Genomic DNA, 14900 nt, shown 5'->3' on the forward strand with positions numbered 1-14900 from the left:
CGCACAGGAGATCCATCATGACTCTGCTGGCCAGTCTGCACTTCTCCCTCTCCATCACAGGCCCCATCTGCGTGGTGCTGCTGCTCGGCATCTGGCTCAAGCAGCTGGGTCTGTTGCCCGACAGCTTCGTCGAGTCCGCCTCCCGCCTGGTGTTCCAGGTCACCCTGCCCGCCCTGCTGTTCCTCAGCATGGTGCGCACCGACTTTTCAACCATGCCGAGCCCCTGGCTCATCCTCTACGGCCTGCTCGGTACCCTCACCGGCTTTCTGGTGCTGGAGCTGCTGGCGGCCCGCTTCATCCCCGAACGGCGCCAGCGCGGCATCTTCGTGCAGGGCAGCTTTCGCGGCAACATGGGGATCATGGGGCTGGCCTATGTACAGAACGCCTACGGCGCCGAGGGGATCGGCGCCGCCGCCCTGCTGGTGGGCTCGGTCACCGTGCTCTACAACGTGCTCGCGGTGATCACCCTGACCCGCAGCCTGGGGGGCAGCAAGGGGCTCAAGCCGATCCTCAAGGGGATCGCCAAAAATCCGCTGATCATCGCCATTCTGTCCGCCCTGCCCTTCGGCCTGCTCGGCATCGAGCTGCCCCAGCTGGTGATCACCACCGGCAACTACTTCGCCAACATGACCCTGCCGCTGGCCCTGCTCTGCACCGGTGCCAGCCTCAACCTCAAGGCCCTGCGCGGGGGCGCCCTGCTGACCGGCTGGGCCACCGTCAACCGGCTGTTCTGCATCCCGGTGCTGCTGGTGATGGGGGCCTGGGCGCTGGGCTTCAGCCCGCAGGCACTCGGCATCTTGTTTCTCATCAGCTCCACCCCCACCGCTGCCGCCAGCTATGTGATGACCCGCGCCATGGGGGGCGATAGCGTGCTGGCAGCCAACATCATCGCCACCACCACGCTGGGTTCTCTGGTCAGCACCAGTCTGGGCGCCGCCCTGATGAACTACCTGGGGCTGATGGGCTAGCCAGCAGCAAACATGCTGGCCCTCCATGCAATCATCGCCACCACCACGCTGGGTTCGCTGGTCAGCACCAGCCTGGGCGCCGCCCTGATGAACTACCTGGGGCTGATGGGCTAGCCAGCAGCAACGACGACGCGACGGATGACTTGACCTTGCCGCGGGCGGCAGCTTTACGCTGACTGCCTACCAACAGAGGAGATATCCCATGACCATCGAACTCACCGTCTCCGGCATGTCCTGCGGTGGCTGCGCCGCCAGCCTGCAAAAAGCTCTGCTGGCCCAGCCTGCCGTCAGCAGCGCCAGCGTCGACTTTGCCAGCAGCAAGGCCGTCATCGAGAGCGAACTGAGCAAGGCCGAGCTGATCGCCCTGATCGAAGCCAAGGGCTTCTCGGCGAGTTAAATTATCTCTATATAGGTATAAAACAGGTTAAAATTCTGTACCCAGCTGTTTTTTGGTGAGAGTCATCACAAACCCCGGCAACAGAAAGCGCAAACTTGCTGCAATTTTTCTCACCTCAGAAGGATTTGCTGCATGACTCTCCCGATCCGCAAGACCCTGCTCGCCGCCGTCCTCGGCCTGACCCTCTCCCCGATGGCCATGGCCCTGCCCAACGTCCATATCCTGGCCACCGGCGGTACCATTGCCGGGGCGGGACAGTCCGCCACCCAGTCCAACTACGAGGCCGGCAAGGTGGCCATCGAGACGCTGATCGCCGCCGTGCCCGAGATGAAGAACGTGGCCGACGTGCAGGGTGAGCAGGTGGTCAAGATCGGCTCCCAGGACATGAACGACGAGGTGTGGCTCAAGCTGGCCAAACGGGTCAACGAGCTGCTGGCCAAGGATGACGTGGACGGCATCGTCATCACCCACGGCACCGACACCATGGAAGAGACCGCCTACTTCCTCAACCTGACCGTCAAGAGCGACAAGCCGGTGGTGCTGGTCGGCGCCATGCGCCCCTCCACCGCCATGAGCGCCGACGGTCCGATGAACCTCTACAACGCCGTGGTGACCGCCTCTGACCCCGCCTCCAAGGGACGGGGTGTCATGGTGGCGATGAACGACACCGTGCTCGATGCCCGCGACGTCACCAAGACCAACACCACAGGGGTGCAGACCTTCGCCTCCCCCAACTTCGGCCCGCTGGGCTACATCCACAACGGCAAGATCGACTATCAGCGCAGCCCGGCCCGTCTGCACACCAGCAAGACCCCGTTTGACGTGAGCAAGCTCGACAAGCTGCCGCAGGTCGGCATCGTCTACAGCTACGCCAACGCCACCGATCTGCCGGCCAAGGCGATGGTGGATGCCAAGTTCGACGGCATCGTCAGCGCCGGGGTGGGCAACGGCAACCTCTACCACACCCTGTTCGACACCCTGGCCAAGGCGAGCAAGGACGGTATCCGGGTAGTGCGCTCCGCCCGCGTACCGACCGGTTCCACCACCCTGGATGCCGAGATCGATGACGCCAAGTACGGCTTCGTCGCCGCCGAGACCCTCAACCCGCAGAAGGCGCGCATCCTGTTGATGCTCTCGCTCACCCAGAGCAAGGATCCGGCCCAGATCCAGCGCTGGTTCCAGCAGTTCTGACCTCCTTGCCGACATCGGCCGGCACGGGGTGATGACAACAAAAAGGGCGGGACCAGGTCCCGCCCTTTTGCATCTGGTGTGGCTGGTGCCTCAGCTCGCCATCAGCCAGCCGCAGAAGCCAAGATAGATCAGCCCCACCCAGGCGAGCCTGCCCGCCGTCATCCGCTCCCGACTGAACCCCCACCACAACAGCACAACAGCCAGCAGCGTCACCAGCGAGGAGACCATCATGGTGCTGTCCAGCAGCCAGGGGGTGAACAACAGGCAGAACGCCTTGGGAATGGTGCCCTGGATCATCATGGCCCCCGAGATATTGGCCAGCGCCAGCCGGTGCTTGCCCTGTCGCACCCAGATCAGCACGTTCATCAGCTCGGGCATCTCGGTCGCCACCGGGCTCAGCAACAGGGCCGCCAGCACCGGCGAGAGGCCGAACAGCTCGCCCATGCTCTCCAGCTGGTGAACGAACAGCTGGGCCGCCAGCGCCACCACCACCAGCGCCACCAGGGTTTGCAGCAGCACCTTGCCGAGCGCCGGGATCTCGGCGCCCGGATCCAGCTTGAGGGGCTCTGGCAACTCGACCTCGTGGCTGTCGGTCTGTTTCAGCTCGCGCCGCACATAGACCAGATACACCAGCACGAACAGCGGGGCCAGCCAGGTTTTACCGGTGAAGGCCACCATGCCGAGGGCCACCGCCACCAGGAAGATGCCGACGAACCAGGCCTGATCGCGGCCTATCTCGCGCTGTACCTCGCCATCGATGGCCCTGTGCTCGCGGCTCAGGCACAGCAGCAGGGTCACGCCGACGGCGGCATAACCAATGGTGGAAAGTACCAGCGGACCACCGAGGGCGGCGCCTATCCCGATCTGCTGCTGAGCGGGGGCATTCCCCATCAGCAATGCGGTCAGGGTGACGATGCATTCAGGCAAAGCCGTGCCGAGGGCCGCCAGCAGGGAGCCGGTGGCGCTCTGGGAAAACTTGAAGTGGTGGCCGGTCCATTCGATGCCGTTGACGAAATATTCGCAGGCCAGATAGATGGTGACGGCAGAGAGCAGAAATAATAGCAGGGTGATCAGCATGATGAGTAACCGCCAGGCGAGCAGAACAACCAATGGACCCGATACGGCTCGCCCGGCTGGCTTGCATATCGAGGCCAAAGGTCTTGCAGAGCGATGGATGCCATCGCCGCCCATGCCATGGACCTGAGGATCCAAGAATGTTGACATGAGCCCTGCCCGGATCACGGGCGGGTTGCTACTCCCCTATGACAGTGCGGGCTTTTTACCAAGTTGAGTGCCGCCTCACAAGGCAAACTAATGATCATTCGCTCAACAAGTTGTAAGGGAATGTAACCGTGCCCTCCACCGGTTCTGCCGTCCGGACCCACTCCCCTGCCGCTGAACGCTTCGCCTTGGCACACCGTTTGCTATGAGATGACTACTGTCCACACTGATTTGGGAAGGGTGAACGATGAAACGGTGGATCCAACATTTCTATCAACTGAACCGCCTCAACTGGCTGATGGTCTGGCTGCTGCTCTGCTGCAGCATCATCCTGCTGTTTCCGGCCGGTTTGATGAAGGGGGCCGTCAGCCAGTGGGCCGCCACACACGCCGCCTGGCTCGGCGTCGGCATGCTGATCGCCATCTCCTACTTCTGCAGTCAGGGCTTCCTGATCGCCTGGGAGTGGGCCTGCGACGAGTGGCAGTCCCGCCGCCAGCAGGATCAGCTGGCCCAGATGATCTCCTTTCTCGACTTCAACGAGAAGGCAGTGCTGCGCGAGTTCGTGCTGCAACGCAAAAGCGTCATAAACTTGCCGATCACCGAGCCTGCCGTCAAAAACCTGATGGATGCCGGCGTACTGACCTATGCCTATGGCAAGCCGGTGCGCGAGAAAGAGGACGAGAACCAGATCCGCGCCCTGATGATCGCCCTACCGGCCCGGCCGCTGCTCACCTACAAGGTATTGGGGTTGTCGCGCGGCAAGATGAGCGACGAGCAGGTGGAGCAGATCATGAATGCCAGACCCAAGTTCGCGCAGAAAAGCTTCCAGCGCTGATCTTCGTTCCCGCCAATAAAAAGAGCCGGCCTTGTGGCCGGCTCTGTCGTTTCTGCCCCGTTACTGGGTTCTCGCCTTGAGATATCCGGCGTAGTCCGGGATCTGCACGCTGAACGCCTGGCGCATGTGAGGGCTGTCCATGATGAAATCGGCGGTCGCCTCGTTGGTGGCGACCGGGATGTTCCAGACTGCCGCGAGGCGCAGCAAGGCCTTCACGTCCGGATCGTGGGGCACCGCATTGAGGGGATCCCAGAAGAAGATCAGCACGTCGATCTTGCCCTCGGCGATCAGGGCGCCAAGCTGCTGGTCGCCCCCCATGGGGCCGGAGAAAAGACAGGTGATGGGCAGTTGTGCCTGCTTGCCGAGCATGGTGCCGGTGGTACCGGTGGCGTAGAGGTGGTGGAGCTTGAGCTCCTCCTTGCGCCGCATCACCCAGTTCAGCAGGGGGGTCTTCATGTTGTCGTGAGCCACCAGCGCCACTCGCTTGTGGGCCGCCATCTCACGGGCGATCTGTTCCATGGACATCATCCGTAGCAGTGTTGTTTGAATAGAGCCGTATCCTAATCGAAAGCGGCGCCCGTTGCCTTGCCGGGCGCCGTAACTGTGATCACTTCGACTGTTCAATCCACAGCTTGTTCTTCTGCTCCAGCACCGAGATGGGCAGCATGCCGTATTCCAGCACATGGTGGTGGAACGCCTTGAGGTCAAAGCCTGTGCCCAGCGCCTGCTCGGCCGACTCCCGCATCCGGATCAGCGCCAGCTGGCCCGCTTTGTAGGAGGTCGCCTGGCCGGTGTAGGCCATGTAGCGCGGCACTTCGGAGCTGATGTCCCCCGCCCCCAGTGCCGAGTTCTCCTTCATGTAGTTGACGGCCTGGCCGTGGCTCCAGCCATACCAGTGAATGCCGGTATCCACCACCAGCCGCATGGCCCTCAGCATCTCCTCGTTGAGGCGGCCGAAATACTGCAGCTGGTTGTTGAAAGCGGACGAGCCCTCGACCTTCACGTCCCCCACCGCCGGATCATAGAGACCGCGCCCCTGATAGAGCCCCATGTCGTGATCCGCCAGGTATTCGGTGTAGAGCGCCCAGCCCTCCGCATAGGCGGTGTAGGAGGCGTTCGCCACGTACTGCGGGAAGTCGGGATCCTTGGCGGCCAGCTCCTGGGCTATGGTGATCTGGAAGTGGTGACCCGGCGCCGCCTCGTGGGCCAGCAGGGTGCTGATGTTCCAGCTCTGCAGACCATAGGGGTAGTAGGTGTTGAGGAAGAACTGCCCCTTGCGACCGGTCTGCGGGTTGCCGTCCTGATACCAGGCCACCCCGCCGTATGGCGCATCTTCATAGGAGACGGGCACCACCTCGTAATCCAGCTTGGGAATGGTACGCTCGGCATCGAAGAAGTCCGGCAGCACCAGCGCCGCCTTGCTCTTGAAGGCGTTGTACTCCTGCAGTGCACGCTCGTGTTCGGCCAGCGCCTGTTGCTGCGGCCCGCTCAGGGTCGCCCCGGCTGCATTGTCCGGGTTGAGGCCGGCCGACCAGACAGCCAGCGGATTCTGATAGAAGAAGGCCGGCTCGTTCAGATAGCGGAAGAAGGCGTAGATCTGGCCGCTCTGCTTGCTCTGGACTACGTCGTCGCTGTCACACTTGCCGACGGTATGGCACACCTTGACCATGGCGCCGAAGATCCGCTCCACCTCGCTCAGCCCCAGCGCATGCACCTGCTCCGGCGTCATGTCGGTGGTGGTGTGCTTCTTCAGCAGCCAGCGATACCAGTCGCGCCCGTTGGTCATGCCGCAGAAACCGTCGTCGCACTCGCCGCTGCCAAGGCGCACCGCATAGGCGCCGCCGTGCTGGTAATCCAGGTAGTCGCGCAGCGCCAGATAGCGGCCGTTGATGCTGTCCAGCACCCCCTTGTACTCGCTGCGCAGCGCCTCGTCCGTCTCTCCCGGCAGTTGCTGCCAGCCAAGGTAGGAACCGGCGATCGCCTCCCCATCCAGCTTGCTGTTGAGCTGGGCCAGCAGCCGGTCCACCAGCTCGTCCGGCAGGGTGTTGCCCTGGGCGCTGCCCAGTTCGAACTGGTGCTTCACCTCGGCAAGGTAGCCGTCATAGGCCTTGAGCCAGGTGAGGTGCTCCTGATACCAGGCCAGTGGCGCGGTGGCGGCCCTCGCCTTGCTCGCCAGCACCGGTGCCGCAGCCGGGCGATCGAGGTCGCGCCGCCAGGCGGTATCCCCCGGTGCGACCCGCTCGGCCGAACTCTGCTCGAAGTAATCGAAGCCGCGCTCGACGGTGCGGGCGGCCCTGCCACTGGCCGGGGCGGCCCCCACCTCATCGGCCAGATCTACCACCCGGTTGCGGAAGTGATGGATCGGGATCTGGGATTGGGGCAGATCGTAACCCGCCAGGTTAATCTGCAGATCCCAGCGGATCATGTCGTAGAACAACCGGTCCCGTTCGCTCAGCACGCTCGAGTCCAGGGCATCCAGCCGTTTGAGCAGGGAACTGTCGAGGGCCTTGCGCTTGGCGATGCTGGCGGCATCGATGGCAAAGCCGTAGGGGTCGAGCGCCTGGCCCTCGCGCAGGGCCTCGTCCATGGTCTGCATCAGAGAGGCCTTGGTGGCGGCGGGATCCGCCGGGGCGTTGGAGCTGTTGTCATTGCAGGCAGCGAGCGAGAGTGCGATGGCGCAAGCCAGCGCCAGCTTGTTGGGCAAGAAGTGCATGGTGTAGTCCTTTAACCGTTGTTATTGTTTGTCCCCAATAAGGGGTTCCAATAGTGCATCTCTCCCGCGTACTTTTTTGCGACCTGATTAACAAAAATAAGCTTACTTTTCATGATGATAAGCCTCATGAAAAGCTATGCAGCCAGACATTAAAAAACCCGCCGCAGCGGGTTTTTTAATCGTTTTTTCATGCCATAACTATTCAGGAGCCGCCGTGATGCAGCTGGGACTGCTGATAGTTCTCCAGCCCGATGCGATCGATGAGATCGAGCTGGGTCTCCAGCCAGTCCACGTGCTCCTCCTCGTCTTCCAGGATCTCCTGGAACAGGTCGCGGCTGATGTAGTCCTGCACCGACTCGGCGTAGGCGATGGCCACCTTCAGGTCCGGGATGGCGTCCATCTCCAGCGACAGGTCGCAGCGCAGCATCTCCTCCACCGTCTCGCCGATGCGCAGCTTGCCCAGATCCTGCAAGTTGGGCAGCCCTTCCAGAAACAGCACCCGCTTGACCAGCTCGTCGGCGTGTTTCATCTCGTCGATGGACTCGTGATACTCCTTGTGCCCAAGCGCCTTGAGGCCCCAGTCATCGTAGATGCGGGCATGCAGAAAATATTGGTTGATGGCTATCAGCTCATTGGCCAGCACCTTGTTGAGGTGGACAATGATCTTGGGATCTCCTTTCATCGACAGTGCTCCTTGGTTCGTGCCTGAGGCTGAGATCCTTAGAGCTTAGTCCAGAAAAGTGACAACAAGAGGTCCGGCGAGCCAGCTCGCCTGCGGGGAGAAATTGAAAAGACGGGCCGGTTTTACCGGCGACAGGCCCTGCTCAGGCCACCTCGTAGTAGAGCGGCGCCTGTTCCAGCTCGGCCTTGTCGAGTTCGGCGGCGATGACCTCCATGGTCATGCGCACGCATTTGCCACACTGGGCACCCACTTCGAGCGACTGCTTGAGCTGGCGAAACTCGGTCTTGCCTGCCTGTACCGCCTTGCGGATCTGGGAATCTGTGATGCCGCGGCACAAACAGACGTACATAGTGTTTACCTCATGCTGGATTGCCATGAAATCTAAATGAGAATGGTTCGTAGTGCAAATAACGATTGGTAATAAGATCCCCCGCTTGCCAGCCATCAACCCCTTGGTGACAATGCCCTGTCACTGAGGGAAACATCATGCTCAAGAAACTGTTCACTGCCCTGTTTGGCGGCCAGCCCGCTGCGGTCGCCGAAGTCACGCCCACCGAATACGCCGGCTACCTCATCTATCCCGAGCCCATGGCCGAAGGGGGTCAGTATCGACTGGCTGGCCGCATCACCAAGGAGCTGGATGGCGTGCTGCAGACCCACCGCTTCATCCGCTCCGATCTGTTTGCCAACCCCGCCGATGCAGAGCGCTTCATGGTGCAGAAGGCACACACCTTCATCGACCAGATGGGAGATCGCATGTTCGAGCCCCGCAAACCGGCCGACAGCACCGCCTCATGATGCCGGCTGCGCTCGACGAGTTGCGCCAGGTGCTGGCCCGCACCGGCGAACGGCGGCTGATCTGGCTGGAAGGTGATGAGGCCGATTGCATCGCCCGAGCCGAGGCGCTGCTGAGCGGCGTCAGCTACTGGCTGGGGAATGGCCCGAGCGAGCACCACCCGCAACCGGCGGCCAAGGCGTTGCAGCGGCTCGGTCAGGAATGCGACACGCTTGTATTTAATACGTTCAGCGGTTTTCACCCCGACGCATTCGGGGCATTGGCAGGCACCTTGCGGGCAGGCGGTCTGCTGCTGCTGCTGACCCCGCCGCGGACCCAATGGCCAGCCTGGCCGGATCCAGACCGGGTACGGCTGGTGGCACAACCGGAAGACATGGTGCTGGCGGGTCACGGCTTTCTCGCTAGGCTGGTGCGGCTGCTGGTGGGTGACCCCGCCCTCGAGCTGACGCCCCCTGCCACAACGACCCCGTGGCAGCCGGTTGGGCCAGCGCGGCCATTGAGCTGTGATCAGGCGCGCGCCCTGCCCGCCATCCACAAGGTGTTGCACGGTCACCGCCGCCGCCCGCTGGTGTTGAGCGCGGATCGGGGCCGCGGCAAGAGCAGCCTGCTGGGGCTGGCCGCCGCCGAGCTGCTGCGCCAGCAACCCGATCTGCAGATCGTGGTGACGGCGCCCTCCCAGGCCACGGTCGCCACCCTGTTTGCTCACGCCGCCCGCGCCCTTGAAGACGCGCCGCAGCTGCTGACAGGACTCAGCTACTGCTCGCCCGATCGGCTGGTACACGAACCGCTGCAACCCGACCTGCTGCTGGTGGACGAAGCGGCCGCCATTCCGACCCCGCTGCTGGAAGCCATGCTGGCCCGGCACGGCCGCATCGTCTTCGCCACCACAGAACACGGCTACGAGGGCACCGGGCGCGGTTTTCACCTGCGCTTCAAGCGGGTGCTCGATCGCGAGACGCCCGGCTGGCAGGAGATCCACCTGGCCGAGCCGATCCGCTGGAGTAGCCGGGATCCGCTGGAGCCGCTGGTGTTCCGGCTGCTCGGCCTCAATGCCGAGGTCGAGACGCCGCCAGCACCCACCCACCCTGGCTGGCGCCTGCTCGAACAGGATGCACTGGCTGCCGACGAGGGACTGCTCCATCGGGTGTTCGGCCTGCTGGTGCTGGCCCACTACCAGACCACGCCGAGCGATCTGCGCTACCTGCTGGAGAGCCCGGCCCTCGACATCCACCTGCTGGAGCAGGGCACACATCTGCTCGGGGTGGCGCTGGTGGCCCGGGAAGGAGAGATAGCAGACGAGCTGGCCGAGGCGATCTGGGCCGGGCGACGGCGCCCGCGCGGCCATCTGCTGCCCCAGTCGCTGCTGGCGCACGCCGGCTTCAAAACCGCAGGCGCACGCAGCTACGCCCGGGTGATGCGCATCGCCATCCACCCGGCGCTGCATCGCCACGGGCTGGGGTCGCTCCTGCTGGCCCACCTCGAACAGCATTATCAGGCGGCAGGGCTCGACTATCTGGGCTCGGCCTTCTCGGCCAGCGCCGATCTGCTGCCATTCTGGTGCAAGGCCGGGCTCAAAGTGCTGCGCATCGGCCTGCAGCGGGATGCCGCCAGCGGCAGCCACGCCGCCCTGCTGCTCAAGGCGCTGCAACCAACACGGGCCGCCGAGCTGGCCGACTGGCACCAACGCTTCGTGCGCCAACTGCCGACCCTGCTGGCGGGCGAGCTGAAAAATCTTGAATCCGAGCTGGTGTGGCAGTGCCTGCAGGATGGTGAGGCCACCTCGAGCGGGCTCGATGAGTTTGATCAGAATGAGCTGGTCTGCTTTGCCCACCACCACAAACCGTTCGAGCTGTGCCAGCCCAGCCTGCAGCGCTGGCTGGCGGGCAACCTGACAACACTGGCAGAGCTTGACCCCGCCGAGCGGCAACTGCTGATCGCCACCATCTGGCAATATGCCGACTGGGGATCGCTGGCGGCCAGGCTGCAACTGGCAGGCAAGCCGGCAGTCATCAAGGCGCTGCGCAGCCTGCTGGCCCGGCTGCTGCCGCCCGCTACCACTCGATAGGCTCACCACGCCAGTCGAGGTAGCTCAGCTCGCCATCCGGCGTCAGCCGCGCCATCAGCGTGACCAGATGCGCGGCAGCCTGTTGCGGGCTGTGCAGACTGCCGGCGGCCAGGTTGCCGTGAAATGGACGAGATAACGCGGTATCCACTGTGCCCGGATGAAACGCCAGCAACTTGACGCCGGGCGCTCGTCTGGCGAGCTCGATGGCGGCACACTTGAGCAGCATGTTGAGGGCCGCCTTGGCGGCGCGATAGCCATACCAGCCCCCGGCGCGGTTGTCGCCGATGCTGCCGACCCGGGCACTGAGCACCGCCAGGGTACAGGGGCTCGACCCCAGCAGGGGCAGCAGCTGGCTGATCCAGCGCAGCGGCAGCAGGGCGTTGGTCTGGTAGAGCTCGGTCATGGCCTCGAGGTTGAGCGCCTCGAACCGCTTCTCAGGCCGGATGCCGCCCTGTTGCAGCAGGCCGTTGCAGATCACCAGCCAGCGCAGCCTCGGTGCCAGCTCGCCGATGCGGGCCACCACCTGCGCCAGCTGTTCATCACTGTAATCGCAGCGCAGCCAGTGCAGCTTGCTGCTGTTGAGCTCCGCCGGTTGCGGCTGGCGACTCACGGCGATGACGGGCGCGGCGCCCGCCGCCAGCCAGTGTTCGACCAGGGCGCTTCCCAGCCCACCGCCGGCGCCGATCACCACGACACTCTCTTCCATGACGAGCCCCCTTGTGGCGAGTGTGATGGCCTTCTCCATCGCCCCGCGCTTTTCCTGATAGGCTGATACGCGCCTTCCAGCCTGCGGGATCAAGCGGTTATGGAGGCGATCTTGTGTGGATCCCGCCGTCGTCGGCGGATCCATTCCTATACTGAGGGAAAACCGCAGCGGGTGCTGCCAGCGCAACCAGAAGCACGAGAGTGACCATGATGTCCAAAGACGGGGAAGAGCGTAAATCCATCCTGACCGAGAGCGGCACCAACGAGCTCGAGATCATCGAATTCCACCTCAAGAAGCAGCTGCCCGATGGCCGCGAGAAAATAGCCTATTACGGCATCAACGTCGCCAAGGTGCGCGAGGTGATCCGGGTGCCGGAGACCACCGACTACCCCAATGCCCAGCGCCACATGGTGGGGGTCTTCTCCCTGCGCGAGCGGCTGATCCCGCTGGTGGATCTGGCCGGCTGGCTCGGCATCCGCACCAACCCGGACAACAGCAACAAGGTGGTCATCGTCACCGACTTCAACAAGATGGCAAACGGCTTCCTCATCGACAGCGTCAGCAGAATCCACCGGGTCTCCTGGGAGGATGTGGAGTCCCCCAGCCAGTTCCTGGAGGCGGGCGAGAATGACTGCGTGGTGGCGGTGGTCAGGCGCGACGGCAACCTCATCATGATCCTCGACTTCGAGAAGATCATCGCCGACATCAACCCAGAGCTGAGCATGGAGAAGTACGATGTGACCCAGGATCGCAAGGTCATCATCGACGATCGCATGATGGCCATGCGCCAGGCCAAAACCATTTTGGTGGTGGACGACTCCGCCTTCATCCGCAAGATGATCGAGACCACCCTGCGCACCGCGGGCTACAACGTGGTGACCGCCAAGGACGGGGGTGACGGGCTGGAGATGCTGATGGAGTTCGATCGCCTGTCGCAGGAGGAGAAGATCCCGGTGGCCGAGTTCGTCAGCGGCATCATCACCGACGTGGAGATGCCCCGCATGGACGGCATGCACCTGCTCAAGCGGCTGCGCGATACCCCCGCCTTCAAGACCACCCCCATCGTCATGTTCTCGTCGCTGATGAGCGATGACAACCGCCACAAGGCGCTGCAGCTGGGCGCCAACGACACCATCACCAAACCGGAGCTGGGCCGAATGGTCGGCATGATGGACAACTTCCTGCTCGGTATCCCCATCCCCAGACCCGGCAACCTGTGAGGCCGCCGGACGGCCACGCAAGCAAAAGGGCGCCGAGGCGCCCTTTTGCTGCTTGATGGCTCAGCCCAGCCAGAGATAGAGCTGGTGAGCCGCCACCCCGGCGCACAGGCCGCCGATGGTGTGGGCCACGATGGCGCGAGAGGTGAGATGGCGATAGCCGAGCGCATCCAGCATGGCGGTGTGGGTGCTCAAGAAGCCGCTCCAGCACATGCCCATGGCGGTGAACACCGCCACCTCGTTGCCAGTGATCCAGCCCTTGCCGATGAAGGGGGGCACCAGCGACATGGCGGCCCCGACCGCCCCCAGCGAGGTGACCGGGAAGGCCACCAGCTCGGCATGGGTGAAGCCGAACAGCAGCTCGAACAGCCAGCCCACCTTGGCCGCCAGCACCGGCAGCAGCGCTACCCCCTGAAAAGCCTCACCGCTGTAGCCCTGCTCGCCCGGGCCGAAGGTCAGCAGCATCACGAAGGTGCTGATGATGAGCACCCCCGGGATCACCGCCATCCCCAGCTCCACCCCGGACTTGCCACCGTCCAGCAGGGCGTTGAGCACCCGCAGCCAGGTAGGGGCGACTTCCTGGCTCAGACCCGGTTTGGCCCCCACACTCGCCACCTCGTCGGTGATCGGAACCTCCCCCACCAGCGGGCGGATCATCCGCTGCATCAGCCGGGTCGACACCACGGAGCCGATGAGGGCGCCGAGCAGACCGATCAGCGCCGCGCTGGCGGTGGACTCGCCGCCCGGCAGTTGCAAGGTCGCCATGAAGGTCACCACGATCAGCCCCATGCCGAAGGCGGTGCCGAAGTTGGTGAGCGACACCAGCTGCCAGGGGGTGAAGCCCTTGCGAAAGCGGCTGTCCTTGGCGAGGCTGATCACCGCCGGGTTGTCAGAGAAGAAGGTCATCAGGGCCGCCAATGCGGTGCGCCCCGGCAGCCGGAACACCGGCTTCATCAGCGGAGCCAGCAGCACCTCCAGCAGGCGGATCACCCCGAACTCGCTGAGCAGCTGGCTGAGCGCGCCAGACAGCACGGTAATGCCCATGATGAAGAGCACAGTGTTGAGCAACAGCTGGTGGGCGGTGTTGAACAGGGTGTTGACCAGGGCGGAGAGGCCCATCTGGCTGCCGAGGTAGCCAAACAGGCTGCCGAGGATAACCAGCACCAATACCGGCTCCAGCCAGCGGCGAAGGGAGGCCGCTCCCTGGTGAGAATCTTTAACTACTTGATTTTCCATACCAATCCTGAAATCTGTCGCTGTGTGGTGAGTATTGTTGTTATGGCACCCATAAAGCAGGAGCCCTTGTCTTGCGACAAGGGCTCCTTGAATGACTCTTCCTGCTGGCCGCGAACCCGTGCCATACGGATTGACGCTTCGCCGCGCCAGCGGCTGAACCAGGGAAGAAACACGGGTGGCCGGACGATCCTGTCCAGTCTGTCCGTCTCGCGCCAGCGCGCCGGCCCACGGCCAGCCCGGCGACGAAACGGGGCGGCAGTATAACAACTGGGGCCTGCCAGCGAAACAAGGGGGGAGACCTGCGCCTTGCCACCCCCTCGCCTGTGCTGGCCGCCAACGAGCTCTACGGCTTCACCCCTTCGCTCTTCAACCACTTGCGCAGCCGGCCGTTGGCATTGTGATAGGGCGAGGCGGTATTGAACTGGATCATCCGCCCCAGCGGCCAGCGCTCATACCAGGGGCGACCGTACAGCTCATCGTTGCTGCGCTGCCCGATCAGCTCGACGATGCGGGCCCTGGCCGCCACCAGCCGGGTCAGCAGCTGCGGGTAGGTCAGCCCCTCATAGTCCCGATAGAATTTGTGCGCCAACCCGCCCAGCTCGTTCCATTTAAAACCGGTCTCGGGAAAATCCACCGGCAGACCCGCCGCATCCCGCTCGATCCACTTGATCAGCAGCTCATTCCAGCCGATGAGGTAGGCCACCAGATTGGCCACGCTCATGCGGGTGCCCTTGCTGTGCCCCTCCATCACCGGCTGCCGTGTCAGGCCCTCGGGGACGGCCTGCAAGGCCTTGAGCAGCTTGCCGAAGTTCATCTCGATGGCGAGCAGCAGCTCGGCCTTGTCAGCAGGGATCCCCATCACTTTTCTCCTGA

General features: G+C 63.6%; 15 protein-coding genes and 1 riboswitch. Of the genes, 7 read left to right on the forward strand and 8 right to left on the reverse strand.

Going from position 1 to position 14900, the window contains the following annotated elements; translation table 11 throughout:
• Nucleotides 1–17: 17 nt before the first annotated feature.
• From PG881_RS15125 to ansB, 3 genes are all read left to right on the forward strand, one after another.
• Nucleotides 18–968: an AEC family transporter gene (locus PG881_RS15125; protein ID WP_268013875.1), complete on the forward strand. Its 951-nt coding sequence runs from the start codon at nucleotides 18–20 to the stop codon at nucleotides 966–968.
• Nucleotides 969–1170: 202 nt separating this feature from the next.
• On the forward strand, nucleotides 1171–1365 hold the full coding sequence (locus PG881_RS15130) for a heavy-metal-associated domain-containing protein (protein WP_024944793.1): 195 nt from the start codon (nucleotides 1171–1173) through the stop codon (nucleotides 1363–1365).
• Between the two features lie 132 nt (nucleotides 1366–1497).
• Nucleotides 1498–2556, forward strand: a complete 1059-nt coding sequence (gene ansB / locus PG881_RS15135) for an L-asparaginase 2 (protein WP_011707533.1) — start codon at nucleotides 1498–1500, stop codon at nucleotides 2554–2556.
• A gap of 90 nt (nucleotides 2557–2646) precedes the next feature.
• Here the strand turns inward: ansB and PG881_RS15140 are convergent, their stop codons facing one another.
• Nucleotides 2647–3633, reverse strand: a complete 987-nt coding sequence (locus tag PG881_RS15140; protein ID WP_270801078.1) for a sodium:calcium antiporter — start codon at nucleotides 3631–3633, stop codon at nucleotides 2647–2649.
• A gap of 88 nt (nucleotides 3634–3721) precedes the next feature.
• Nucleotides 3722–3829: riboswitch (yybP-ykoY riboswitch) on the reverse strand.
• Nucleotides 3830–4024: 195 nt separating this feature from the next.
• Between PG881_RS15140 and PG881_RS15145 the strand changes: the two genes are divergently transcribed.
• Nucleotides 4025–4612, forward strand: a complete 588-nt coding sequence (locus PG881_RS15145; RefSeq protein ID WP_010635988.1) for a superinfection exclusion B family protein — start codon at nucleotides 4025–4027, stop codon at nucleotides 4610–4612.
• A 60-nt stretch (nucleotides 4613–4672) separates the two neighbouring features.
• Here PG881_RS15145 and PG881_RS15150 read toward each other — a convergent pair whose 3' ends face one another.
• The 4 genes from PG881_RS15150 to PG881_RS15165 form a co-directional block, all read right to left on the reverse strand.
• A complete protein-coding gene (locus PG881_RS15150; protein WP_010635987.1) occupies nucleotides 4673–5131 on the reverse strand; it encodes a methylglyoxal synthase in 459 nt (152 codons plus the stop codon).
• Between the two features lie 88 nt (nucleotides 5132–5219).
• Entirely contained in the window at nucleotides 5220–7325 is a 2106-nt protein-coding gene (locus PG881_RS15155; RefSeq protein ID WP_270801081.1) for a DUF885 domain-containing protein, read from the reverse strand.
• 202 nt (nucleotides 7326–7527) lie between these two features.
• Complete coding sequence (bfr, locus tag PG881_RS15160; protein ID WP_270801083.1) at nucleotides 7528–8007, reverse strand: bacterioferritin; 480 nt, start codon at nucleotides 8005–8007, stop codon at nucleotides 7528–7530.
• 142 nt (nucleotides 8008–8149) lie between these two features.
• On the reverse strand, nucleotides 8150–8356 hold the full coding sequence (locus tag PG881_RS15165; protein WP_270801086.1) for a bacterioferritin-associated ferredoxin: 207 nt from the start codon (nucleotides 8354–8356) through the stop codon (nucleotides 8150–8152).
• 137 nt (nucleotides 8357–8493) lie between these two features.
• On the opposite strand from PG881_RS15165, the gene PG881_RS15170 reads away from it, so the two are divergent.
• Complete coding sequence (locus PG881_RS15170; RefSeq protein WP_011707539.1) at nucleotides 8494–8805, forward strand: HlyU family transcriptional regulator; 312 nt, start codon at nucleotides 8494–8496, stop codon at nucleotides 8803–8805.
• The gene (locus PG881_RS15175) at nucleotides 8802–10868 is read left to right on the forward strand and encodes a tRNA(Met) cytidine acetyltransferase TmcA (protein WP_270801091.1); all 2067 of its coding nucleotides are present in this window, start codon (nucleotides 8802–8804) and stop codon (nucleotides 10866–10868) included. Before PG881_RS15170 ends, PG881_RS15175 begins: the two co-directional genes overlap by 4 nt.
• Here the strand turns inward: PG881_RS15175 and PG881_RS15180 are convergent.
• On the reverse strand, nucleotides 10855–11574 hold the full coding sequence (locus PG881_RS15180; protein ID WP_270801093.1) for an SDR family NAD(P)-dependent oxidoreductase: 720 nt from the start codon (nucleotides 11572–11574) through the stop codon (nucleotides 10855–10857). The two genes, PG881_RS15175 and PG881_RS15180, sit on opposite strands and share 14 nt — an antisense overlap.
• Before the next feature lie 206 nt (nucleotides 11575–11780).
• Between PG881_RS15180 and PG881_RS15185 the strand changes: the two genes are divergently transcribed.
• Nucleotides 11781–12794 carry a chemotaxis protein gene (locus PG881_RS15185; RefSeq protein ID WP_011707542.1) on the forward strand — a complete coding sequence of 338 codons (1014 nt, stop codon included), beginning with the start codon at nucleotides 11781–11783 and terminating at the stop codon, nucleotides 12792–12794.
• A 60-nt stretch (nucleotides 12795–12854) separates the two neighbouring features.
• On the opposite strand, the gene PG881_RS15190 is transcribed toward PG881_RS15185, so the two are convergent.
• Nucleotides 12855–14027, reverse strand: coding sequence for a CD0519/CD1768 family membrane protein (locus PG881_RS15190; RefSeq protein ID WP_270801096.1), 1173 nt, complete (start codon nucleotides 14025–14027; stop codon nucleotides 12855–12857).
• Between the two features lie 343 nt (nucleotides 14028–14370).
• The gene (locus tag PG881_RS15195; protein WP_270801099.1) at nucleotides 14371–14886 is read right to left on the reverse strand and encodes a ClbS/DfsB family four-helix bundle protein; all 516 of its coding nucleotides are present in this window, start codon (nucleotides 14884–14886) and stop codon (nucleotides 14371–14373) included.
• Between the last annotated feature and the right edge of the window lie 14 nt (nucleotides 14887–14900).

This window comes from Aeromonas sp. QDB54, from assembly GCF_027707385.1.
Lineage (GTDB): Bacteria > Pseudomonadota > Gammaproteobacteria > Enterobacterales > Aeromonadaceae > Aeromonas > Aeromonas hydrophila.

Coding starts and splice junctions, on each gene's coding strand:
- PG881_RS15125 (WP_268013875.1), top strand. CDS start 18: ATGACTCTGCTGGCCAGTCTGCACTTCTCCCTCTCCATCACAGGCCCC.
- PG881_RS15130 (WP_024944793.1), top strand. CDS start 1,171: ATGACCATCGAACTCACCGTCTCCGGCATGTCCTGCGGTGGCTGCGCC.
- ansB (WP_011707533.1), top strand. CDS start 1,498: ATGACTCTCCCGATCCGCAAGACCCTGCTCGCCGCCGTCCTCGGCCTG.
- PG881_RS15140 (WP_270801078.1), bottom strand. CDS start 3,633: ATGCTGATCACCCTGCTATTATTTCTGCTCTCTGCCGTCACCATCTAT.
- PG881_RS15145 (WP_010635988.1), top strand. CDS start 4,025: ATGAAACGGTGGATCCAACATTTCTATCAACTGAACCGCCTCAACTGG.
- PG881_RS15150 (WP_010635987.1), bottom strand. CDS start 5,131: ATGGAACAGATCGCCCGTGAGATGGCGGCCCACAAGCGAGTGGCGCTG.
- PG881_RS15155 (WP_270801081.1), bottom strand. CDS start 7,325: ATGCACTTCTTGCCCAACAAGCTGGCGCTGGCTTGCGCCATCGCACTC.
- bfr (WP_270801083.1), bottom strand. CDS start 8,007: ATGAAAGGAGATCCCAAGATCATTGTCCACCTCAACAAGGTGCTGGCC.
- PG881_RS15165 (WP_270801086.1), bottom strand. CDS start 8,356: ATGTACGTCTGTTTGTGCCGCGGCATCACAGATTCCCAGATCCGCAAG.
- PG881_RS15170 (WP_011707539.1), top strand. CDS start 8,494: ATGCTCAAGAAACTGTTCACTGCCCTGTTTGGCGGCCAGCCCGCTGCG.
- PG881_RS15175 (WP_270801091.1), top strand. CDS start 8,802: ATGATGCCGGCTGCGCTCGACGAGTTGCGCCAGGTGCTGGCCCGCACC.
- PG881_RS15180 (WP_270801093.1), bottom strand. CDS start 11,574: ATGGAAGAGAGTGTCGTGGTGATCGGCGCCGGCGGTGGGCTGGGAAGC.
- PG881_RS15185 (WP_011707542.1), top strand. CDS start 11,781: ATGATGTCCAAAGACGGGGAAGAGCGTAAATCCATCCTGACCGAGAGC.
- PG881_RS15190 (WP_270801096.1), bottom strand. CDS start 14,027: ATGGAAAATCAAGTAGTTAAAGATTCTCACCAGGGAGCGGCCTCCCTT.
- PG881_RS15195 (WP_270801099.1), bottom strand. CDS start 14,886: ATGGGGATCCCTGCTGACAAGGCCGAGCTGCTGCTCGCCATCGAGATG.